Annotated in this window: 15 protein-coding genes and 1 pseudogene; 12 read left to right on the forward strand and 4 right to left on the reverse strand. The window is 69.9% G+C overall.

Annotated elements, in window-relative coordinates; translation table 11 throughout:
- The first annotated feature begins 166 nt into the window (after positions 1-166).
- The 3 genes and pseudogenes from I8J32_RS14865 to I8J32_RS14875 all read left to right on the forward strand — a co-directional run bounded on the left by I8J32_RS14865 (position 167) and on the right by I8J32_RS14875 (position 7,891).
- Complete coding sequence (locus I8J32_RS14865) at positions 167-2,761, forward strand: S8 family serine peptidase (protein WP_207526649.1); 2,595 nt, start codon at positions 167-169, stop codon at positions 2,759-2,761.
- A gap of 596 nt (positions 2,762-3,357) precedes the next feature.
- Positions 3,358-6,166: pseudogene (locus tag I8J32_RS18205) on the forward strand (S8 family serine peptidase).
- 213 nt (positions 6,167-6,379) lie between these two features.
- Positions 6,380-7,891 carry a DUF3369 domain-containing protein gene (locus tag I8J32_RS14875; RefSeq protein ID WP_200615888.1) on the forward strand — a complete coding sequence of 504 codons (1,512 nt, stop codon included), beginning with the start codon at positions 6,380-6,382 and terminating at the stop codon, positions 7,889-7,891.
- 120 nt (positions 7,892-8,011) lie between these two features.
- Here the strand turns inward: I8J32_RS14875 and I8J32_RS14880 are convergent, their stop codons facing one another.
- Positions 8,012-11,776 carry a two-component regulator propeller domain-containing protein gene (locus I8J32_RS14880; protein WP_200615890.1) on the reverse strand — a complete coding sequence of 1,255 codons (3,765 nt, stop codon included), beginning with the start codon at positions 11,774-11,776 and terminating at the stop codon, positions 8,012-8,014.
- Between the two features lie 137 nt (positions 11,777-11,913).
- Here I8J32_RS14880 and I8J32_RS14885 point away from each other — a divergent pair, with 137 nt between their 5' ends.
- The 6 genes from I8J32_RS14885 to I8J32_RS14910 all read left to right on the forward strand — a co-directional run bounded on the left by I8J32_RS14885 (position 11,914) and on the right by I8J32_RS14910 (position 17,331).
- Positions 11,914-13,089 carry a thiolase family protein gene (locus I8J32_RS14885; RefSeq protein WP_200615892.1) on the forward strand — a complete coding sequence of 392 codons (1,176 nt, stop codon included), beginning with the start codon at positions 11,914-11,916 and terminating at the stop codon, positions 13,087-13,089.
- 180 nt (positions 13,090-13,269) lie between these two features.
- Entirely contained in the window at positions 13,270-13,623 is a 354-nt protein-coding gene (locus I8J32_RS14890) for a hypothetical protein (protein WP_200616037.1), read from the forward strand.
- 145 nt (positions 13,624-13,768) lie between these two features.
- Positions 13,769-14,170 (forward strand): hypothetical protein, encoded by a 402-nt coding sequence (locus I8J32_RS14895; protein WP_207526651.1) that lies wholly within the window; start codon positions 13,769-13,771, stop codon positions 14,168-14,170.
- A gap of 204 nt (positions 14,171-14,374) precedes the next feature.
- The gene (locus I8J32_RS14900) at positions 14,375-15,985 is read left to right on the forward strand and encodes a carboxyl transferase domain-containing protein (RefSeq protein ID WP_200615894.1); all 1,611 of its coding nucleotides are present in this window, start codon (positions 14,375-14,377) and stop codon (positions 15,983-15,985) included.
- Between the two features lie 447 nt (positions 15,986-16,432).
- Positions 16,433-16,972, forward strand: a complete 540-nt coding sequence (locus I8J32_RS14905) for a bactofilin family protein (protein ID WP_200615895.1) — start codon at positions 16,433-16,435, stop codon at positions 16,970-16,972.
- Positions 16,969-17,331, forward strand: a complete 363-nt coding sequence (locus I8J32_RS14910) for a hypothetical protein (protein ID WP_200615896.1) — start codon at positions 16,969-16,971, stop codon at positions 17,329-17,331. Before I8J32_RS14905 ends, I8J32_RS14910 begins: the two co-directional genes overlap by 4 nt.
- A gap of 31 nt (positions 17,332-17,362) precedes the next feature.
- Here I8J32_RS14910 and I8J32_RS14915 read toward each other — a convergent pair whose 3' ends face one another.
- Genes I8J32_RS14915 through I8J32_RS14925 form a run of 3 tightly spaced genes read right to left on the reverse strand, consistent with a single transcriptional unit; the run spans position 17,363 to position 19,712 of the window.
- Positions 17,363-17,605, reverse strand: coding sequence for a DUF6587 family protein (locus I8J32_RS14915; protein ID WP_407060971.1), 243 nt, complete (start codon positions 17,603-17,605; stop codon positions 17,363-17,365).
- Positions 17,602-19,470: a ferrous iron transport protein B gene (gene feoB / locus I8J32_RS14920; protein ID WP_200615899.1), complete on the reverse strand. Its 1,869-nt coding sequence runs from the start codon at positions 19,468-19,470 to the stop codon at positions 17,602-17,604. Before feoB ends, I8J32_RS14915 begins: the two co-directional genes overlap by 4 nt.
- Entirely contained in the window at positions 19,467-19,712 is a 246-nt protein-coding gene (locus tag I8J32_RS14925) for a FeoA family protein (protein ID WP_200615900.1), read from the reverse strand. The genes feoB and I8J32_RS14925 overlap by 4 nt, the downstream gene beginning before the upstream one ends.
- 150 nt (positions 19,713-19,862) lie before the next feature.
- Here I8J32_RS14925 and I8J32_RS14930 point away from each other — a divergent pair, with 150 nt between their 5' ends.
- The 3 genes from I8J32_RS14930 to I8J32_RS14940 all read left to right on the forward strand — a co-directional run bounded on the left by I8J32_RS14930 (position 19,863) and on the right by I8J32_RS14940 (position 23,507).
- Positions 19,863-20,648: an enoyl-CoA hydratase-related protein gene (locus I8J32_RS14930; RefSeq protein ID WP_200615901.1), complete on the forward strand. Its 786-nt coding sequence runs from the start codon at positions 19,863-19,865 to the stop codon at positions 20,646-20,648.
- Complete coding sequence (locus I8J32_RS14935) at positions 20,648-22,663, forward strand: acetyl-CoA carboxylase biotin carboxylase subunit (protein WP_200615903.1); 2,016 nt, start codon at positions 20,648-20,650, stop codon at positions 22,661-22,663. Before I8J32_RS14930 ends, I8J32_RS14935 begins: the two co-directional genes overlap by 1 nt.
- Positions 22,664-22,787: 124 nt before the next feature.
- Complete coding sequence (locus I8J32_RS14940) at positions 22,788-23,507, forward strand: alanyl-tRNA editing protein (protein ID WP_200615904.1); 720 nt, start codon at positions 22,788-22,790, stop codon at positions 23,505-23,507.

Below are 23,507 nucleotides of genomic sequence, written 5' to 3' on the forward strand. Positions count from 1 at the left end.
CTACGGCGGCTGCCTGCTCCGGAGGTCGCAGCGCGCCGCGGCGCGTCCAGGGCCTACCGCTGCTGACTGTTGCCGGTGGCGCGGCTGGATGATTCAGATCGCGGTCGCTTTACATGGGGCGTGGCTTCCGGTTCGATGGCGCATCTGATTCCCGAACTGCCACGCCATGCCCTTCGCCCGACTGAGTGCCCTGCAGGTTTCCATGTTGACCGTGGCCGGAGCCGCGGCGTTGTGGGGCGCGATCCGCGTGGCGCCGGAACCGGGCCAGGCCTCGTCACGCGGGGCCGCCGCGCAGGCCGCGGTCGCACCCCGGACTTCCGGCGAGCGCGGTTCAACCGCACGGGTTCCGACCCGCCAGGCCGGCCTGCCCGATCGGGGTCCTCGGCGCGTGCACCTGGTGTTCTTCCGCGAGGTGCCACTGGCGACCTTCCAGGGCAGCAAGGCGCTGGGCTCGCCGCGGACGGCCCCCGGCGGCCGGCTCGATCCCAAGAGCGCGCCGGCGCGGGCCTATGTGAAACAGCTGCAGCGCCTACAGGGCGAGCGCCTGGTGCAGCTGGAACAGGCGATCGGCCGCCCGCTGCGGGTGACCCGGCGCATGCAGCACGCGGTCAACGGCGTCACCGTGGCGCTGACGGATCGCGAGGCGGCCGTGCTGCGGCGCCAGCCGGGCGTGGCGATGGTGGAAGCCTCGCGCCTGCGGCGCGCGCACACCGACGTCGGCCCGCGGCTGATCGGTTCGGAGATCGTCTGGAATACCGGCGTGCGTGACACCGTCGGCGCGACGGTGCAGCGCGCCAAGGGCGAAGGTGTGGTCGTGGCCGTGCTCGACTCGGGCATCAACTGGGGCAGCCCGTCCTTCGCCGCGCGTGGCGCGGACGGCTACACCGTGGTCAATCCACTGGGCGCCGGGCAGTACCTGGGCACCTGCGCGCCGGGCGGTCCCGACTACGGCCGCTGCAACGCCAAGCTGATCGGCGGCTACGACTTCGTCTGCAACGCGCAGGACCCGATCAGCATGACCTCGCCCTGCACCGACCCCAATGCCCGCGAGGAACCCGGCTTCGGCGACACGCATTCGCACGGCACCCACGTAGCCTCGACCGCGGCGGGCAGCGTGCGTGACATCAGCTACCTGGGCGTGCCGCTGCGGATCTCGGGCGTGGCCCCGCACGCGAACCTGATCGCGCTGGACATCTGCTACACCGACCTGACGGAAAACACCTGCTGGGCCCCGAGCGAGGCGATGGTGGCGGCGGTGAACCAAGTGGTGGCCGACGGCGTGGCCGACGTGATCAACCTGTCCTTCTCCGGCGGCACGCTGCCCTCGAACACGGCCGAATCCCTGGCCCTGCTCAACGCCGTCGCCGCCGGCGTGTTCGTCGCCGGCTCGGCGGGCAATGAAGGACCCACGCCCAACACGCTGTCGCGCCGGGAGCCCTGGATCACCACGGTGGCCGCGGCGCAGCACGGCCGCGCCTCCTTCGACTTCCGCCTCGCGGTCAATGGACCGGGGGTCGTGCCCGATGCGCTCAAGGCCGTGCCCCTGGTCCCCGCAGCCGGCGGCACCGACCTGCGTGCGGCCATCGCCGCGGGCACGGCGCTGAAGCTGATTGCCGGCAGCGCGGAGAACGCGGGCTTCGACGGCACCAGCGACGGCTGCGCGCCGTATGCGGCCGGAACCTTTACCGGCCGGGTCGCGCTGATCCGGCGCGGCACCTGTTACTTCAGCCAGAAGCTCGAGAACGCGCAGGCTGCCGGCGCCACCGCGGTGGTGTTCGCCAATCACGAGGACGCGGCCATGGTGCCCACCGTGGCAGGCACCACCGCCACGATTCCGGCCTTCATCGTCTCGCGCGCCAACGGCAATGCGCTGCGTGATTTCAGCGTGGCGCGCGGCGGCATGACGGCGGGCGTGCCCTACCCCGCCACCGCCAGCCCGAACACCGTCGACGCCCTCGCCGCCTTCAGTTCGCGCGGGCCCGGCGCGTCCGTGCTCAAGCCCGACGTGGCGGCCCCCGGCGTGGCCATCCTGGCTGCCTTCGCCGGCACGACCCTCACCGGCTACGAGCAGGCCATCGGAATGATGAGCGGCACCTCCATGGCCTCGCCGCACGTCGCCGGCGCCGGCGCGCTGCTGCGGCAACTGCGTCCGACCTGGACGCCGTCGGAGATGAAGTCGGCGCTGATGCTGACGTCCCGCCAGAGCGTGCTCAACGAAGACGGCGTGACGCCGGCGAATGCGTGGGCGGGCGGCGCCGGCCGCGTGCAGGTCGACCTGGCCGCGCGCTCGACGCTGGTGCTGGACGAGACGTCCGCCAACTTCCAGATGGCCAATCCCAACACGGGTGGCGATCCCTCGCGGCTGAACGTGGCGAGCATCGAGAAGGACCATTGCCCCGGGACCTGCACCTTCGTGCGGCGCGTGCGCAACACCATGTCGCTCAAGCATTCCTGGCTGCTGCAGCTGGAAGGCATCCCGGGCAAGGTGACCCCGCACGTGCTGGTGCTCAAGCCCGGGCAGGTCGGGCAGATCACGATCACGCTGGACAACAGCAGCCAGCCGGCCGATGGCAGCTGGCGCTTCGGCCAGCTGCGGCTGAGCCCGAACCGCGGCTGGTACGAGAACCAGGTGCTGCCGAAGCTGCACATGCCCATCGCGCTGTCGAAATATGCGGCGGCGCGCACGCCGGCCAAGGGCGGCGCGCTGCGTGCGGGTCGCGACAGCGTCGTTCCCGCGCGCGGCGTGGCACAGCGGCGCTGAGGCCTCCCGCTGCCGGGGCCCGCGGGTCTCGGCCTGGTTTCCGGACGGTTCTTGAGTGCCGCCGCATCGGTCGTGCGGTCGGGAAACAGCGGCACCGCCATCCGACCGCGCGCACCGCATCTGACTGATTCAGAACAGCCCGTCGGGTCGCGACCCGACGGGCCCGGCCGCTCCGCTCGTCCGCCGCGGACTTCCGCTCGTCGCCGCTGGCGAGGCCACCGCGGACGCGTTCGCGCGCCGCGCCTGCGATCGGAGGATTCCCGCGCCGATTCCATACCGCCACGCACGTCGCCGATGCCGTGCGCGGGAGCGCTGCTGCGACTGCAATCCGGATGATTTGCGCGCGGACACGGCGCCGAACGCCGCGGCCCGCACGTGTTCGGAGGGCAATTGCGGCCACGGGCTTCGGGGAGTCGAAGGGTGTTGCACCGCAGCGGGCGCTGGATCGCGACGCGTGACACATTCCGCGGGCCGGCGGGCGCAGGAATGCGCAGTACAGGGGCCGCCGGCGGCAGGGTGAATTCTTCCGCAACTTTCATGACTCCAGTTCCCGGAACGGGGAGCGGGGACATGCCTATCCCTCGAGGCAATGACTCATGTCCACTGCACGCGCGACACGCAACAAGCGCCTGGCGATCGCCACCGCGCTGGCCGGCCTGGCCGGTCTGGCGGCCTGGGCCGCCGGTTCCGCCGGCTGGCTCTCCAGCCCCTCCTCCACTGCGTCCTCCACCGTCGCTTCCGCCGCGCTCGCGGGCGGCGACGTCACCGGGAAATACACCGCGCACAGCTTCGACCGCAGCGGCGCGACGCCGCACCTGGTGCTGTTCCGCGAAGCCCCGCTGGCCAGCTATCGCGGCGGCATGGGCATCGCCTCGCCGCGCAAGGCCAATGGCCGGCTCGATGCGCGCGGCCAGCAGGCCCGCGACTACGTCCATTACCTGCGCAACCGCCAGGACCGCCTCGAGGAGAAGCTCGAGCGCACGCTGGGCCATTCGCTGCAGGTGTCCTCGCACATGCAGCACGCGGTCAACGGTTTCGTCGCCGTGCTGTCGGCCGACGAGGCCGCGCGCGTGAGCCGGGACCCGGAGGTCGCGCTGGTCGAGGCCTACCGCGAGTATGAAGCCGACACCGACGTCGGCCCGCGCCTGATCGGCGCGGAGAACGTCTGGAACGGCGTGCCGGCGACCGTCGGCAACGGCGTCAACAAGGCCCAGGGCGAAGGCATGGTCGTCGCCGTGTTCGACTCGGGCATCAACTGGGGCAGCCCGTCCTTCGCCGCCACCGGCGCCGACGGCTACACCGTGGTCAATCCGCTGGGCTCGGGCCAGTTCATCGGCACCTGCGCCGCGGGTGGGCCGGACGAGGGCCGCTGCAACGACAAGCTGATCGGCGGCTACGACTTCGTCTGCGACTACCGCGACTCCGCGGGCAACATCCTCACCCGCAACTGCGGCGTGGCGGGCCGTCGGGAAGAACCGGGCTTCGGCGACACCCACGGCCACGGCAGCCACACGGCGTCGACAGCGGCGGGCAGCGTGCGCGATGCGACCTACCGCGGCGCGCCGGTGCGCATCTCGGGCGTGGCGCCGCACGCGAACATCATCGCGTTCGACATCTGCTACACCAACATCTCCACCGGTTCGTGCTCGGCGCCGAACATCTCGGTCGTCGCCTCGGTCAACCAGGTGATCGCCGACGGCCTGGCCGACGTCATCAACTACTCCTTCAGCGGCGGCGCCTCGCCGTGGAGCGAGTCGGTGTCGCTGGCGCTGCTCAACGCGGTGGACGCGGGCGTGTACGTGGCGACCTCGGCTGGCAACTCCGGCCCCGGCCCCTCGACGCTCGGCCACAACGAGCCGTGGACTTCGTCGACTGCCGCCGCCCAGCACGGGCGCCAGGGCTTCGATTTCTTCCTGACGGTCGACGGCCCCGGCACGGTGCCCGCGCCGCTGCAGCTCGTCTCGCTGACCCCAGGTTCGGGCGGTGTGGACCTGTCCTCCGCGGTTCCGGCTGGTACGCCGCTGGTGATGTTCCAGGGCACCGCCGCGAACACCGGCTTCGACGGCCCCAGTGACGGTTGCGCGCCCTATCCGGCGGGCACCTTCACCGGTGCGGTCGCGGTGATCCGCCGCGGCACCTGCGGCTTCGCGGTGAAGGTGGCCAACGCCGCCGCCGCCGGCGCGACCGCGGTGGTCCTGGGCAACAACCAGCCAGGCCTGCTGACGCCGAGCGTTCCGGGCACCACCATCCCGGCGTTCATGATCACCCAGGCCAGTGCCGACGCGCTGCGTGACTTCCACGCCGTCGCCGGCGCCACGGGCAGCATCACCTACCCGGCCGTGGTCACGACCAACGTCGCCGACGCGCTGGGCGCCTTCAGCTCTCGTGGCCCGGCCGCGTTCGACGTGCTCAAGCCCGACATCACCGCGCCGGGCGTGAACATCCTGGCCGTGATCGCCGGCACCACGCTGACCGGGTTCGAGAACGCCATCGGCCTGATGAGCGGCACCTCGATGGCCTCGCCGCACCAGGCCGGCGCCGCCGCCCTGCTGCGCCAGATCAATCCGAGCTGGACCGTGCCGGAAGTGAAGTCGGCGTTGATGATGACCTCGGCGCAGACCGTGCTGCTGGAAGACCAGACCACCCCGGCCAACGCCTTCGGCGCCGGCGCGGGCCGCGTCCAGGTCGACCTGGCCACGCGGGCCGGCCTGGTGATGAACGAGACCAAGGCCAACTACGCGGCGGCCAATCCGAACGCGGGGGGTGATCCGTCCACGCTCAACCAGCCGTCCATGGCCAAGGCCCGTTGCATCGGCACCTGCACCTTCGTCCGCACGGTGCGCAACACCCTGCCCTACAAGCACCAGTGGCGCGTCACGCTGGAAGGCCTGGCGGGCACGGTCCTGCCGGCGTCGCTGACGCTCAAGCCGGGCGAGTCGCGGCAGATCCTTGGTGACGATCGACAACAGCACCCACCCGGCCGATGGCAGCTGGCGCTTCGGCAAGCTGGTGCTGCGCCCGAGCAACTCCGCCAACGGCAACGTGGTCCTGCCGACCCTGCGGATGCCGATCGCGGTGTCCGTGCCTGCGCCCAAGCCCGAACTGGCCAACGGCGTGCCGGTGACCGGCCTGTCCGGCGCGATCGGCAGCCAGACGCACTACCGCCTGGAAGTGCCGGCCGGCGCGACGTCGGTGACGTTCCAGCTGGCCGGCGGCACGGGCGATGCGGACATCTTCGTCAAGCGCGGCACCGAAGCCAGCCAAGTCGTCTTCGACTGCGCCTCGGCCAATGCCGCCAACAACGAGACCTGCACGATCAACGCGCCGCAGGCAGGGACCTGGTACGTCAACATCGTGGCGTTCGCGGCCTACTCGGGCACGACGCTGACCGGTTCCTACCAGTAAGCCACGCCTGAAAGTCCATCCAATGTGTGACACGGGGCCCGGAGCGATCCGGGCCCCATTTCATTGAGCGGCCGGGAGCTGGATGATTCAGCTTCCGCAATGCCCGCGCCGCCTTCGCCGCCTGTCCCAGTCAGGCGACCGGCCGCGCGGCAAGCCCTCACGCCGGGGGTCGCGAATCCTGTTAAAAGGGGCCGGGGGGATACGAGCACCGCCATGGATTTCCTGTCGCCTACAGACAGTCGCTCCGCCGCACCATGGACGCTGCTGCTGGTCGACGACGAACCCGAAGTGCACGACGTCACCCGGCTCGTGCTGTCGGGCTTTCGTTTCGAGGAACGGCCGGTCCAGATCCTGTCGGCGATGAGCGCCGCCGAGGCGCGCAACATCCTGCGCGCGCGCGACGACGTCGCGGTCATCTTCCTCGACGTGGTGATGGAGAGCGACCAGGCGGGGCTCGAGCTGGCCGAATACATCCGCAACGACCTCCAGAACCACGACGTGCGGATCGTGCTGCGCACCGGCCAGCCCGGCCAGGCGCCCGAGCACGAGGTCATCGCCCGCTACGACATCAACGACTACAAGGAAAAGACCGAGCTCACGGCGCAGAAGCTGTCGACCACGCTGTTCGCGGCACTGCGCGCCTGGCGGGACATCCTCACCATCCGCACCAGCAAGCGCGGCCTGGAACGGGTGATCTCGGCCTCCTCGGAAGTCTTCGCCCACGACCGCACGGCGGATTTCGCCGCCACCGTGCTGGGCCAGCTGGCCGGCCTGATCGGCGACGGCCGCGACGTGCTCTGCGTGAACCTGGGCGCCGACGACGAGGACGGGCGCCTGGTCGTTGCGATGGCCACGGGCACTTTCGAGGATTTCGTCGGCAGGCAGGTGGAGCAGGTCCTGCCGGCCCACCAGGTGGAGAGCCTGCGCGGGGCACTGGCCGACGGGGTGCACCGGTTCGCCAGCGACCACTGCGCGCTGGCCGTCTTCGACCTGCCGCGCGGCGACCGGCTGCTGTTCCTGGCGCAGGCGGCGGGGCTGTCGGACCTCGACCGCAAGCTGCTCGAGGTGTTCGCCACAAATGTGGCAATTGCGTTCTCCAACCTGCAGCTGACCCGGGAGCTGTCGGACGCGCAGCTGGAGATGATCTTCCTGCTCGCCGGCGCCGCCGAGTCGCGCTCACGCGAGACCGCGGCGCATGTGAGCCGCGTGGGCATGCTGGCCGAACTGCTCGGCCGCGAAGCCGGCCTCGACGAGGCCAGCTGCGAACGCCTGCGGCATGCCGCGCCGTTGCACGACATCGGCAAGATCGGCATCCCGGACGCCATCCTCAACAAGCCCGGGCAGCACACCCCCGAAGAGGGCGTGATCATGCGCGGCCACGCCGAGATCGGCTATCGCATGCTGGCCCCTTCGCGGCGGAGCATCCTCCAGCTGGCCGCCGAGATCGCCTGGACCCACCACGAACGCTGGGACGGCGGCGGCTATCCGCGCGGCCTGGCCGGGGAAGACATTCCGATCAGCGGACGCATCACGATGCTCGCCGACGTGTTCGACGCGCTCGGCAGCCGGCGTTGCTACAAGGATGCCTGGAGCAAGGACCGGATCCGCGAGTACATCGAATCCAACAGCGGGAAGATGTTCGACCCCTCCCTGACGGCGCTGCTGATCCGCAACTGGGACCGGGCCGAGGCGATCCGGGCGGGGTTGCCGGATTCCGCCGACTGAGCTGGCGGCCAAGCGCCGGGATGCCGGCGACCTGCGGCCCCACCCCAACCTCCCCCGCAGGCGGGGGAGGGAGACAAGCGCCCCGCCCCAACCGTCCTCCGCAGAGCGGGGACGGAGCGTTCATGCCTTGCGCGGCTGGACCGGAAACCGCAGGACGAAGTGCGCGCCCTGCCCCGGCATGTATTCGCAGACGATGCTGCCGCCGAGGAGCTGCGTGGCCAGGTTCCAGGCGATGTGCATGCCCAGGCCCGAGCCGCCGCTGCCGCGGCGCGTGGTGAAGAAGGGGTCGAAGACCCGGCGGCAGGCGTCTTCGGTCATGCCGGCGCCGTCGTCGCGGTAGTCGAGCACCACCTGGCCGTCCTCCACGCCCAGGCGGATGCGCATGCAACCCTGGTCGCGGCCGGCGTAGCCGTGGGTCAGCGAGTTCATCACCAGGTTGGCGACGATCTGGTAGATCGCGCCGGGATAGGTTTCCACATGCACCGGCTCGTCGCAGGCCACTTCCACGCGATGGCGGTGCTGGCGCAGGGTGGGTTGCAGCGAGATCAGCACTTCGTCGAGGTAACTGCGCAGTTCGATGCGGCGTATTTCCTCGTTGGACTGGTCCACCGCCACCTGACGGAAGCTCTTCACCATCCGGTCGGCACGTTGCAGGTTGCGCAGGATCAGCTGCGAGCTCTCCGTGGCCACGTGGCGGAAGTGTTCCAGGGTGGCCGGATCCAGCGCCTGCGCGTCGATCAGCCGTCCGAGCTTGCGCGTTTCCATTTCCAAGTGCGACGCCGCGGTGACGCCGACGCCCAGCGGGGTGTTGATCTCGTGCGCCACGCCGGCGACCAGGCCGCCCAGCGCGGCCATTTTCTCGGCTTCGACCAGCTGCTGCTGCGCCTGCTGCAGCTCGTCGATGGTGTGCCGCAGGCTCTCGTTGGTCGCGTGGAGGGCCTCGGTGCGGCGCTGCACGCGCGATTCCAGTTCGGCGTTGACCCGCGCCAGCTCCACTTCGTTTTCCTTGAGGCCGGTGATGTCGCTGTTGGTGCCCACGATGCGCATCGGCTGGCCGGCGGCATTGCGGCGCACCACGCGCCCGCGGCTCAGGCGCCAGCGCCATTGGCCGTAACGGTCGCGCACGCGGTAGCTGACGTCGATGAATTCCTCGTGCCCGGCCACGTGGTCGGCCAGGGCCTGGTCGAACAGGCCGCGGTCGTCCGGATGCACGTTGCTGCTCAGGACACTGGCGTCCTCCACGCGCTCGGTCTCGTCGAAATCCATCGAGTCCAGCGGGTTCTGGCGGCGCACGGTCATGCGGTTGAGATCCCAGTCCCACAGCTCGTCGCCGGTACCCCACAGGGCGAGCTTGAGGCGCGCTTCGCTGTCGGCGATCTGCCGCCGCGCGCGTTCGCGCTCGACCAGGCGCGCGCGGACCGCCCATGCCAGGCCCAGTCCCGTCAGCAGCGCCACCAGGACATACAGCGTCTTGGCCCAGGCCGTACGCCACCACGGCGGCAGCAGCCGGATCGGCAGGGCCAGTTCCTGCCCCCATTCGCCGCCAGGGGTGCGGGCGCGGGCGCGGAAGACGTAGCGTCCCGGCGGCAGGTTGTTGTAGCTGGCGACGCGGTGCCGCGCATCCACGTTCACCCAGGTGTCGTTGACGCCTTCCAGCCGGTACGCGTACTGCAGGCTGTCCGGGTCGGCGAAGCTCAGCGCCGAGAAGCCCAGGGTGATGTCGTCGCCTTCCGGCGGCAGTACCCGCGTGCCCTCGACGTCGACCGCGCGCGGGGACGACGGGGACTGCGGGTCGACGCGCTGGAGGCGCAGGTCGGTGAGCGCCACGCGCCAGGGCGCGGGCATCGCCTGCACGCGGCCCGGGTCGAAGACCGTTACGCCACGCATCCCGCCGAAGGCAATGCGACCGTCGGGGACCGCGGAAAAATCACCCACGAAGTACCCCAGCAGCTGCGTCCCGGTACTGGCGCCGAAGTTGGCGATCCGGCCCGTCTGCGGGTCCAGCCGGCTGATGCCCTCCGTGGTGCTGATCCACAGATTGCCGGCGGCGTCCTCCACGATGCCGCCCACCGCGTTGGTGGCCAGCCCTTCCTGGATGCCATAGGCGCTGAAGTACGGGCGGCCCTGCGCATCCATGTCCACGCGGTTGACCCCGCCGCCCTGCGTGCCGACCCACAGGCGCCCGCGCCGGTCCTCGACGATGGCGGTGACCGTGTCGTGGCTGATGGCGCCGGGCCGATGGATGTCGGCGCGAAACCGCTCGATCCGGCCCGTGGCGCGGTCGATGCGCAGCAACCCGCCCAGCAGCCCGCCGGCCCAGAAATTGCCGCGGCTGTCCTCGAAGATTGCTTCCACGCCAGCTCCGCCCGCGGTCCGCACCCCGGCGGCCATGAGCGTGTAGCGGCGGAACTTCGTGCAGGTCTCGCACAGTGAGGCTAGCTTTCCGTCGAAGGTGCCCACCCAGAGCGTGCCGGCGCGGTCGACGTACAGGCGGCGCAGCGAGTTGTGCGGCAGTCCGTCCGGGTCGGCGGGATCGTGCCGGAAGACGGTGAAGCGGTTGCCGTCCAGCCGGGCCAGGCCGCCCGAGGACGCCACCCACAGCCGCCCGCGCCGATCGCGCACGACATGGGTGATGCGCGGGCTGGGCAGCGAGCGCGGGTCGGCGGGATCGTGCGAGAACTGCGCCAGCAGGCCGCGCCGCAGGTCGTAGTGCACCAGGCCCATGCGCTCGACGGCGCCCAGCCAGAACGTGCCGTCGGCATCGACGTGGACCGCGGTGACGGCAGTACTGAAACTGCCGCGCGCGCCGGCCTCCTTGACCTGGATCTCGCCGAAGCTGCGCGTGGCCGGCACATGCACGCTGACGCCGTTCAACCAGGTCCCGGCCCAGAGCAGGCCGTCGCGATCGAGCATGAGGCTGTGGATGCGGCTGGAGGCCAGGGTGCCGGCCAGGCCCGCGCCGAACAGCCACACGCGCATCGGCGCATCCGCCGCGTCCAGCCGCGCCAGGCCGTCGAAGGTCGCGATCCAGAGCTGGCCGCGGTCGTCGAACTGCAGATCGCGCACCTGCTCGTCCGGCAAGCCCTCGGCGCGCCGCCATTGCTGCAGCCGACGGCCTTCCAAGTCGAAATGGAGCAGGCCTTCGGTCCGCGTGCCGACCCATACGCCGCCGCCCTTGGGCGCCAGCTCCAGGGTTTCGACGGGCACGCCCTGCCCTTCGGACCAGCGCCGGACCCGTCGTCCGTCGCGGCTCATCAGCCACAGGCCGGACTGCGCGCCCAGCAGCACGTCCTTGCCCAGCGGCAGGATCGAGGTGATGGGACCGACCTGCGCCGACACATCGGGCGCCACCGATTCGAACCGGTCGCTCCCCTTGGCCAGCCATTGCAGTTCGCCACCGCTGCCGGCAACCCACAACCTGCCCTGGGCGTCCTCGTGCAGGGCGGTGACCACGTTGGAAAGCAGCGACCCGGGCCGGCCGTCGGCGACATGGCGCTCGAAGCGGTCCTGTGCGGGCAGGTAGCGGCCGACGCCGCTGGTGAGCGTGCCCAGCCAGAAACCGCCCTCGCTGGCGCGTTCCAGGATCGGGACGTTGTTGTCGGGCACGCTGCCGGGGTCCCGCGGGTCGTTGCGGTAGACGCGGAACTCGTAGCCGTCGAAGCGGTTGAGGCCGTCCTGGGTGCCGATCCAGACGTAGCCGGCTTCGTCCTGGAGCATCGAGACGGCGGAGGTCTGGGACAACCCGTCCTCGACGCCATAGCGCTGGAAGCGCACATCCTCATACGACACGGCGGCGACCTGCGCCGCCGCGTCGCACATGCCCATCCCGGCGGCCAGCATCACGCCGGCCACCCGCAGGACCACGCTGCGAGGCCATCCCCCCATCCGTGCAGGCTAGCCCCGGGCCGGGCCTGGGACAAGCAAGCCGGGCCGCGGTCCCGCGCAGGTGTTTGCGGCAGTGCAACACGCCGCCGCATAATCGGGTGATACCGGCCCGGTGCCGGCCCCCATCGGAGTCCCCCATGAGCGACGTGGTCATCGTCGGTGCCAAGCGCACCGCCATCGGTTCCTTCCTTGGCCAGTTCACCGGCGTCCCGACCCCCACGCTGGGCACCGCCGCCATCGCCGCGGCGCTGGCCCAGGCCGGCGTGGCGCCCGACCAGGTCGACGAGGTGATCATGGGTTGCGTGCTCCCGGCCGGTCTGGGCCAGGCACCCGCCCGCCAGGCCTCGCTGGGCGCCGGGCTGCCGCCGTCGGCCGGCTGCACGACCATCAACAAGGTCTGCGGCTCGGGCATGAAGGCGATCATGCTGGCCACCGACGCCATCAAGGCCGGCTCGTCGAACGTGGTCGTTGCCGGCGGCATGGAGTCGATGACCAATGCCCCGCACCTGATCAACAACTCGCGCACCGGCACCCGCTATGGCAGTACCGAGATGCTCGACCACATGGCCTGGGACGGCCTGACCAATCCCTACGACAAGCAGGCGATGGGTGTGTTCGGCGACATGGCCTGCGAGAAGTACGGCTTCGACCGGGCTGCGCTGGATGCCTATTCCGCGGCCAGTGTCACCCGCGCCCAGGCGGCGATTGCCAGCGGTGCGTTCAAGGACGAGATCGTCCCGGTCACCGTCAAGGGCCGCAAGGGCGAAGTGGTGGTCGACACCGACGAAGAGCCGGGCAAGATCGATCCGGCCAAGATTCCCACACTGCGCGCGGCCTTCGGCAAGGATGGCGTGCTCACCGCGGCCTCGTCGTCCAAGATTTCCGACGGCGCGGCTGCCACGGTGCTGATGTCGGCGGAGGAAGCCAAGCGCCGCGGGCTTACCCCGCTGGCCCGCGTGGTGGCGCACGCCACGCATTCGCAGGCCCCGGAATGGTTCACCACCGCGCCGGTCACCGCCATCCAGAACGTGCTGGCCAAGGCCGGATGGACCGTGGACCAAGTCGATCTGTTCGAGGTCAACGAGGCGTTCGCCTGCGTGGCGATGGCCCCCATGAAGGACCTGGGCATCGCGCACGAAAAGCTCAATGTGCAGGGCGGCGCCTGCGCCCTAGGGCACCCCATCGGCGCCAGCGGCGCCCGCCTGGTGGTCACCCTGATCAACGCCCTGCGCCAGCGCGGAGGCAAGCGCGGGGTGGCTTCGCTGTGCATCGGCGGGGGCGAGGCGACCGCCATCGCCATCGAGCTCCCCTGAGCCCGAAATGCTTCACGGGACGTGCACAAGGCCCAACGGGGGCCGTCCAGACCCCGCCGGTCTAACAACGCAATAACGAAATAAAGACGGCCACCCGCTTGACAGCGGTAGCGGCCTTGTCATCATGTGATGGACGCGCCGCTGCGCGCGTTGCCCCTATTCCACGACGAGGAAAACAACATGACTTTCAACAAGGCGCTGATCGCTCTGGCCATGGGCTTCGCCCTGGCTGCCTGCACCAACCAGCAGCAGGCTGACGAAGCCGCTGCCGACGCTGCAACGGCCGCCACCGAAGCTCAGGCTTCGGCCGACGTTGCCGCCGGCCAGGGCGATGCCGCTGCCGCCGACGCCGCCCAGGCTGCTGCTGACGCCGCCGCCCAGGCTGCCGACGCTGCCGCCACCTCGGCTGATGCCGCCGCCACCGCCCCGACGGGCGATGCCGCCGACACCATGGCCGACACTGCTGAAGAAGCCGCTGACACGGCCAAGCAGGCTGCCGACACGGCCGAAGAAGCTACCGAAGAAAAGAAGTAATCAAGTAACGGTTTTCCCTTAACAGGGAATCTGCTACAGTGTGAAAGGTTAAGAGCCGTCGGCAAGTCCGGCGGCTCTTTCCATGTGGTCAGTGAACGATAGAAGCCGGCACATGCCGGATCGCTGCGCGCACTGGCGTTGCCTGATGTCAATCCTGCTTTTTTCAGACAACTCCTCGGAGAGATTCATGAACACCAAGATGTACGTCCTCCTCGCCGCTGCGGTCCTCGCTCTGTCGGCCTGCAAGAACGAAACCGCCACCGCCCAGAACGAAGCCGCCGAAGCCGCTGCTGCCACCGAGCAGGCCGGCGACGCCGCCGCTGCCGCTGCTGACGCTGCCGGCACCGCCGCTGCTGAAGGCGTGGACGCTGCTGCTGCCGCCACCGGCGAAGCCGCTGCCGAAACCGCTGCCACCGTCGACGCCGCTGCCGAGACCGCCGCTGCTGCCGGCGCCGAAGCCACCGCCGACGCTGCCCAGGCCACCGCCGACGCCGCTCAGAACGTCGCCGACAAGGCCGAAGCCGCTGCCGAAGAAGTCAAGAAGTAATCGACTTCGCGCATGCTGCACCCAGGAGGCCCGCGCAAGCGGGCCTTCTGCTTTTCAGGCCCTGCGCTGGCGCGCATCCCGTGACAGATTGTTCGCGCCCCCTTCCCCACGGGTCCGCAGAGGCGCTGAGGCGCCCACCGCTCCGCAGGTGACGGGCATCGCCGCGTATGTTCTGATGCCGCGTCTTTCAGCAATCCAACGCCGATGCCCGCGCTCACTTCCCAGCTCGACCCCCGCTCGCAGGAATTCCAGGACAACGCCACCTACCACCAGGCATTGGTCAAGGAACTCGACGAGCGACTGGCCCGCGCCGCACTGGGTGGCGGCGAGAAAGCGCGCAGCAAGCACACCGAGCGCGGCAAGCTCCTGGCGCGCGACCGCATCACGGCGCTGCTCGACCCTGGGTCGCCCTTCCTCGAAATCGCCCCGCTGGCCGCCGAAGGCATGTACGAGGGCGCCGCGCCGGCTGCCGGAATGGTCTGCGGCATCGGCCGGGTGATGGGGCAGGAAGTGGTGATCGTCGCCAACGACGCCACGGTCAAGGGCGGCACCTATTTCCCGATGACGGTGAAAAAGCACCTGCGCGCGCAGGAAGTCGCGCGCGAGAACCGCCTGCCCTGCATCTACCTGGTCGACTCGGGCGGCGCATTCCTGCCGTTGCAGGACGAGGTCTTCCCGGACAAGGAACACTTCGGCCGTATCTTCTACAACCAGGCCCGGATGAGCGCGGAGAACATCCCGCAGATCGCCGTCGTCATGGGCTCGTGCACCGCCGGCGGCGCCTATGTGCCGGCCATGTGCGACGAATCGATCATCGTCCGCGAGCAGGGCACCATCTTCCTCGGCGGCCCGCCGCTGGTGAAGGCCGCGACCGGCGAGGTCGTGGATGCCGAGGCCCTGGGAGGCGCCGACGTGCACACGTCGGTGTCCGGTGTCGCGGACCATTTCGCCCAGGACGACCGCCACGCGCTGCAGATCGCCCGCGATATCGTCGGCACCCTCAACCGCAGCAAGACCTTGCCCGTGGCCGTGCAGCCCGCGTGCGAGCCGCTGTTTCCGGCGCAGGAGCTGTACGGCATCGTCCCGCGCGACACGCGGCGTCCGTTCGACATCCGCGAAGTGATCGCCCGCGTCGTCGACGGCAGCCAGTTCCAGGAATTCAAGGCGCGCTACGGCAAGACCCTGGTGACCGGCTTCGCCCACCTGCATGGCTATCCGGTGGGCATCGTGGCCAACAACGGGATCCTGTTCGCCGAATCCGCGCTCAAGGGCGCCCATTTCATAGAACTGTGCAACCAGCGCGGCATCCCGCTGGTGTTCCTGCAGAACATCACCGGCTTCATGGTCGGCCGGAAATACGAGAACGCAGGCATCGCGAAGGACGGCGCCAAGATGGTGACGGCAGTGGCGTGCTCGCACGTGCCCAAGTTCACGGTGGTCATCGGCGGCAGTTTCGGCGCGGGCAATTACGCCATGTGTGGCCGTGCGTATGGCGCGCGCTTCCTGTGGATGTGGCCGAACGCGCGCATCAGCGTGATGGGCGGCGAACAGGCCGCCTCGGTGCTGGCCACGGTCAGGCGCGATGGCATCGAGGCCGCGGGCAAGGTGTGGTCGCCCGAGGACGAGGAAGCTTTCAAGGCGCCCATCCGCGACCAGTACGAATCCCAGGGCAATCCCTACTACGCCACCGCGCGCATGTGGGACGACGGCATCATCGACCCGGCCGACACGCGCCGCGTGCTGGGCCTGGCGATATCGGCCAGCCTCAACGCACCGATCGAAGACCGCACGCGTTTCGGCGTATTCCGTATGTAGCCGTTGGCGCCGTGCGGGAATTCCGTTTCCCGCGGACGCCCTGCGCGACACTGGGCGGAACGGTCACGGAGCCCGGTCGAATCATTCCGACACCGAAGAACCGCCGCGCGTCGCAATCGCGCAGCAAGCCTGGCGTAGCCGCGCGAAGCATCGCGACACCGGACCGGCGCACGCGCGCATCGCGCCCGAGGCGTGCATCCGGCCAGCGCCGCCAGTGTGCGCGCGTGGCGGTCCGCCGCTCAGGCCCTGACGAGCTTCAGGAATCTGCGTCGCCTTGAAATCGCGGCCTTCCGCGACAGACACCTGAACGGTTTTCGCACGCAAGATCGCCGCAGGGCGCGCGCGCGATTTGCGGCGCGCAGTCACAGCATCGTGCTCCGGGGGGCATGCTAGGCTCGGGATTCCGCGTTTCCGTGGCCTTTTTCCCCCAGCACAGGAGCCCGCGTCATGGCCATCTTCAACCAGCCTTCCGCGCCCAAGCGCGACACTTCCGCTCCGCCGGAGCCGCCCAAGCCCACCGAATCCGCGCTCAGCCGCTCACCGGATCCGGGCAGTGAATTCAGCTTCAATCCCGCGCCCGCGCAAGCTTCGCGCACTGCCGTCGCCGAGCGCAGTGAAGGCAAGGAATCCCTGATCGCCTCCGACCTCACCATCGAGGGCAAGATCGAGGGTGCCGGCCACATCCGCATCGCCGGCCGCTTCAAGGGCGACGTGCACGTCCAGGGTGACCTGACCATCGAGGTGGGCGCAAAGGTCAACGGCGGCGTGCGTGCCCGCAAGGTCGTGATCGCGGGCGAACTGGAAGGCAACATCGAATCCGCCCAGCGCGTCGAACTGCTCGAAAGCGGCGTGATCATCGGCGACCTCAAGGCCGAGACCCTGCTCGTCGCCGCGGGATCGCGCATGAAGGGCCAGGTCGAATTCGGCAGCGACAAGGGCGCGCCCAAGAGTTCCGGCGGCAACGCAGAGCCCGCCAAGGCGTCATGACATCCCCGAAGCCGGGCACCCCGGGTGCGACCCGGGTGTGCCCGCACTGCAAGACCACGATCCTGGAGAGCGCCAGCGTCTGCCCGGCGTGCCGGCATCACCTGCGCTTCGACGAATCTGCCATCGCGGGTGCGAAACCCAGGATCTCTCCCCTGCATGTCGAAGGCACGATCTCGCCGCCCGACAACGAGGCGCCCTGGGAATATTCGATGGTGGTGACGATCCGCAACGAGCGCGGCGAGGAAATCGCGCGGCAGGTGATCGGCGTGGGCGCGCTTTTTCCGGAAGAGGAACGCACGTTCACGCTATCGGTGGAGATGACGCAGGCCACTGGCGCGAAGGCACGGCGCCGCCACTGACGCGGGACCTCCGGATACTCCGACGGGATCCCTAGCCCGGACCGCACCCGTTGCACCCACCACAGCTTCCGCCGTCGCCCTGCGGAACGGGCGCCAGCCACTGACCGATCCGGCGCAACCAGGACGGCCGGCCTTCGCGCACCAGCGGCACGGCGCAGGCCAGCCGGAGGCGGCGCACCTCCTGCGGGAACTGTCGCCGGACGACAAAGCCCGCACTGAGGGCCACGGCCAGCGCGATCACGACGTACTGCGCGAGCAGCGACGCGTGCATCATCCAGCCCCCAGTGCCACGGCGACCTGGTAAGTGATCATCGAAGCCAGGTAGGCCAGTGCGAACAGATAGCCGGCGCTGATACCGACCTGTTTCCACGAATGCGTTTCCCGGCGGATCGTGGCGAGCGTGGACAGGCACATCGGCGCGTAGATGTACCAGACCAGCAGCGACAGCGCGGTGGCCAGCGACCAGTCCGCGGCCACCAGCGGAGCCAACGCCTGGGCCGCGGCGGTGTCGTCCGTCGCCGACAAGGCATACACGGTGGCCAGCGAGGACACCGCCACCTCGCGCGCAGCCAGGCCCGGGATCAGCGCAATGCAGATCTGCCAGTTGAAGCCCAGCGGGGCGAAGAAGGTGGTCATCGCGTGGCCGATGCGGCCCGCGAAGCTGTAGTCGATCGCCGGGCCCGGAGCCCCGGCCGGCGCGCCCGGGAAGTTGAGCAGGAACCACAGCAGGATCGTGAGGGCCAGGATGATGCCGCCCACGCGGCGCATGAAGATTGCCGCGCGCTCCCACAAGCCAAGCGCCAGGTCGCGCGGATGCGGCAGACGATAGGACGGCAACTCCAGCAGCAGGGGGTGCTCGCTGCGGTCGCGACGCCAACGCTTCATCACCCAGGACACCACGAGCGCACTGACGATCCCCGCGGCATACAGCGCGAACAGCACCAGGCCCTGGAGGTTGAACAGTCCTACTTTGCGGGCCGGGATGAAGGCCGCGATCAGCAGGGCGTACACCGGCAGGCGCGCCGAACAGGTCATCAGCGGCGCGACGATGATCGTGGCCAGGCGGTCGCGCGGATCCTGGATCGAGCGGGTGGCCATGATCCCGGGGATCGCACAGGCGAAACTCGACAACAGCGGAATGAAGGAGCGGCCGGACAACCCGGCCGAGGCCATCATCTTGTCCAGCAGGAAAGCCGCTCGCGGCAGGTAGCCGCTCTCCTCCAGCGCCAGGATGAAGGCGAAGAGGATCAGGATCTGCGGGAGGAACACGATCACGCCGCCCACGCCGGCGATGATGCCGTTGACGAGGAGACTGTTGAGCGGCCCTTCGGGCAGGGTGGCACCGACCCAGGCGCCCAGCGCGGCGGTGCCGGCGTCGATCAGGTCCATCAGCGGCGTCGCCCAGGCGTACACGGCCTGGAAGATCAGGAACATCACCACGGCCAGTGACATCAGGCCCACCACCGGATGCAGCAGCCAGCGGTCGAGCATGTCGTCGATCTCGGCCGTCCGACGTGGCATCGACACGGCCAGCGAGAGCAGCCGGCGGGTTTCGGAGTGCAGCACCTCGGCGTCGGGCACCGGGTGATCGGTGCGCGGCGTCGGTGGCGGCAGGCCCTGCGACATCGCATCGAGCTTGGCGACCAGCGCGCGTGCGCCATCGCGGCGCACGGCAACCGTGGGCACTACCGGAATGCCCAGTTCACGCTCCAGCACGGCCAGGTCGACCTCGATCCCGCGGCGGCGGGCGGCGTCCATCATGTTGACCGCCAGCACCATCGGGCGGCCGAGTTCGCGCACTTCCAGCGCGAAGCGCAGGTGCAGCCGCAGGTTGGTCGCGTCGACGACGCAGACGATCACGTCGGGGGCGGGTTCGCCCGGGTAGAAGCCGCGACACAGGTCGCGGGTGATCGCCTCGTCCAGGCTGGCCGCGTGCAGGCTGTAGGCGCCGGGCAGGTCGAGCAGCGCGTACTGGCGTCCGGACGGCGCGTGGAAGCGGCCCTCCTTGCGTTCGACGGTCACCCCGGCGTAGTTGGCCACCTTCTGCCGGCTGCCCGTCAGCAGGTTGAACAGCGCCGTCTTGCCGCAGTTGGGATTGCCCACCAGCGCCAGGCGAATGGCGGTCGCCGCCTCGCTCATGCCTCGACCTCCGTGCGCACGCGCACGCGGGCCGCTTCACTGCGGCGCAGTGCGAAACGCGTGAATCCGATCTGCACCAGCAGTGGCTCGGCGGCAACGGGACCGGCCGCCATCACTTCGACACGCTCGCCGCTCACGAAGCCCAGCTCGCGCAGGCGCCGGGCAATGGCGTCGTTGGGGGCTTGATCGTCGACGGATTCGACCGTAGCGGCCGTGCGGTGCGGCAATTCGGACAACTTCACGTGGACACCGCCCCGGTGAGGGCCGCAAATGGGAACTGTTCTCATTCTAGCAGCCTTGCGGACGGCGCATCCGGGATTCCGCACCCTCGCCGCAGGACCGCCACGAAGCGGCAGGTCGTTATCATTCAGCTTCCACGACACGGAACGCCCATGAGTCCTGCCCTGCTCACCCTGCGCGACGGCCCGGTGGCCCGGCTGCGCCTGAACCGCCCGGAGCTGCACAACGCGTTCGACGCACAGCTGATCGGGGACCTGACGTCCGCGCTCGTGGCCGTGGGCCAGGACGAGAGCGTGCGCGTCGTGGTCCTCGAAGGCGAAGGCGCCTCGTTCTCCGCCGGCGCCGACCTGAACTGGATGCGCGGCATGGCAGGCGCCAGTGAGGCAGCCAACCGTGACGACGCCCTCGCCCTCGCCCGCCTGATGCGGACCCTGGACGAACTGCCCCGCCCCACCGTGGCGCGCGTCCACGGCGCGGCGTTCGGCGGCGGCGTGGGTCTGGTGGCCTGCTGCGACATCGCCGTGGGAACGCCGGAAGCGAAATTCGGCCTGACCGAAAGCAAGCTGGGCCTGCTGCCGGCCGTGATCTCCCCGTATGTCATCGCCGCCATCGGAGCGCGCCAGGCGCGACGCTGGTTCGCCACGGCCGAGATCTTCGACGCCGCCCGGGCCCGCGACATCGGCCTGCTTCATGAAGTCGTCGACGCTCCCGGGCTCGACGGCGCGGTCCAGCGCCAGATCGATCTGCTGCTGAAAGCCGGTCCCCACGCAGCCTCGACCGCCAAGCAACTGGTGCGTCGCGTCTGCGCCCAGCACGACCGCGCCCAGCTCGACATCGAGAACGCGGCACTCATCGCCCGCCTGCGCGTCTCCCCCGAAGGTCAGGAAGGACTCGGCGCCTTCCTCGACAAGCGCAAGCCGTACTGGACCCAAGCCTGATGTTCGCCAAGATCCTGATCGCCAACCGCGGCGAGATCGCCTGCCGCGTGATCCGCACTGCCCGACGCTTGGGCATCCGTACGGTCGCGGTGTATTCGCAAGCGGACGCCGACGCCCAGCACGTGCGCCAGGCCGACGAGGCCTACTGCATCGGTGGCCCCCGTCCGCAGGAGTCCTACCTGCGCGGCGAGGCGATCATCGAAGTCGCGCGCCAATGCGGGGCGCAGGCCATCCACCCCGGCTACGGGTTTCTCAGCGAGAACGCGGATTTCGCCGATGCCGTGGAGACTGCCGGCATCGCCTTCATCGGGCCCAAGGCGGCCACGATGCGCAAGATGGGCAGCAAGGCTGGCGCCAAGGACCTGATGCATGCCGCCGGCGTGCCGGTCGTGCCGGGTTACACCGGCCAGGACCAGTCGCCCGAGGTGCTGCAGCGCGAGGCCGACGCGATCGGCTATCCGCTGATGATCAAGGCCGCGCATGGTGGCGGCGGCAAGGGGATGCGCATCGTGCGCACGTCCGCCGAGTTCGCAGCGAACCTGGAAAGCTGCCAGCGCGAGGCGCGCAACGCCTTCGGACGCGACCGCGTGCTGCTGGAACGCTACGTCGAGAAACCACGCCACATCGAGATCCAGGTGTTCGCCGACGCCCAGGGGCACACCCTGCACCTCAATGAGCGCGAATGCTCGGCGCAGCGCCGCTACCAGAAGGTGCTGGAGGAATCTCCCTCCTCGTTCCTGGGTCAGGAGCTCCGCGAGGCGATGGGTGCGGCGGCAGTGGCGGCCGCGCGGGCCATCGACTACGTCAATGCCGGCACGGTCGAGTTCATCGTCGGCCAGGACGGCGGCTTCTACTTCATGGAAATCAACACCCGGTTGCAGGTCGAACATCCGGTCACCGAGTACGTCACCGGCTTGGACCTGGTGGAGTGGCAACTGCGCGTTGCCGCCGGCGAAGCGCTGCCGCTGCAGCAGGACGGGGTACGCCAGGATGGCCACGCGATCGAGGTCCGCCTGTACGCGGAGGATCCCGAGGCCGGCTTCCTGCCCGGCTCCGGACGCCTGGAGCGTCTGCGGCTGCCCACCCCCGACACGCACACGCGCATCGATTCGGGGGTGGTGGAAGGCGACACGGTCACGATCTTCTACGACCCGATGATCGCCAAGCTCATCGTCTGGGACGCGGACCGGCCGCGCGCCCTGGCCCGCCTGCGCGAAGCACTGGCCCAGTGCGAGATCACCGGACCCAAGTCCAACATCGAGTTCCTCGAGCGCCTGAGCCGCCATCCCGCAATCGTGGACGGCACGATCGACACCGGCTACCTCGACCGCCACCTCGAGGAATTCGTGCCCCCGCCGGGCGGCGTCGACACGACACCCGAAACCGACCTCATGCTCGCCGCTGCGGTCACGCGGCTGCTGGTCCAGGAGCGTGACACCCGTGAGCAGGCCGGCGCCTCCAACGACCCGACCTCGCCCTGGGCGATCGCGGACGGTTGGCGGCTGGGCCACGGCGGGCAACGCAGCCTGGCATTCCTGCATCGCGGCCAGCGACTGGAGCTGCGCACGCACGGCAGCGGCGGCGAGTACCTGATCGAGCAGGCCGACGGTGCGTACGCGGTGGCTGGCGCGCGCCTGGATCGCGACGAGCTGAGCCTGCGCATCGATGGCCGCGGCCGACGTTTCAATGTGCTCGAACACGGGCGCCACGTGGTCGTGCACGACGGCCAGCAGCGCCTCGCACTCGAACCGGTCGCCATGTTCGAAGCCGCACAGGCGAGCAGTAGTGCCCACAGCGACCGCGTCATCGCACCGATGCCGGGGCGGGTGGTCGTCGTGCGGGCCGCACCGGGCGATGCGGTCACCGCCGGCCAGGAGGTGATGGTGATCGAGGCGATGAAGATGGAACTGAGCCTCAAGGCGCCCCGCGACGGCACCGTCGCCGAAGTGCGCGCCGCGGCGGGCGATTTCGTCGAGGGCGACGGCGTGCTGGTGACCTTGGCCCCCCCAGGCTGACGGACCGTGCGGAGAGGATTCGCCGCCCTGCCGCCATCCGCCCGCGCCGGGCCGCGATCCCGTTCCCTCGCCCCGCCGGCGTCGCGCCTGCCAGCGATGCGCGCATAGCTGGTAGCCTGTGGCGATGCAGCGCGAACTCTTCAACGACGACGCCTATCTGCGCCAGGCTGCGGCCCGGGTGCTGCACCACGACGAACGCGGGCTGGTCCTGGATGCAACGATCTTCTACCCGACCGGTGGCGGCCAGCCCGGCGACATAGGACACCTCGTGCTCGAGGACGGCCGCCGGATCGAGGTGACCGATACGCGCCGCGACCGCGGAACCCACCAGATCGTGAGCACGCTGACCAGCGGCGGCCCCTGGCTGGTCCCCGGCACACCGGTCGGGCTTGAACTGGACTGGCCCCGTCGCCATCGGCACATGCGCATGCACACCGCACTGCACCTGCTGTCAGCGGCCGTCCCCGCCGGCGTGACGGGTGGCAACCTGACCGACCGCTCCGGCCGCCTCGACTTCGACGCCGGCGCGCTGCGCCTGGACCCGGCGGAGCTCACCGCCCGCCTTCAGGCGATGATCGCGGCCGACCGCCCCGTGCATGTGCGGTCGATTTCCGGCGACGAACTGCGCGCGCAGCCCGAACTGATCCGTACCATGTCTGTCAGCCCGCCGCTGGACGCGCCGATCGTGCGCCTGATCGAGATCGAAGGCACCGACCTGCAACCCTGCGGCGGCACGCACGTGGCGCGCACCGGCGAGATCGGCGCGATCCGCGTCGGCCGCATCGAGAACAAGGGCGCGCGCAACCGTCGCGTCGCATTGGATTTCCTGGAGGACGGACCTTGA

The organism is Lysobacter solisilvae, from assembly GCF_016613535.2.
Taxonomy (GTDB): domain Bacteria; phylum Pseudomonadota; class Gammaproteobacteria; order Xanthomonadales; family Xanthomonadaceae; genus Agrilutibacter; species Agrilutibacter solisilvae.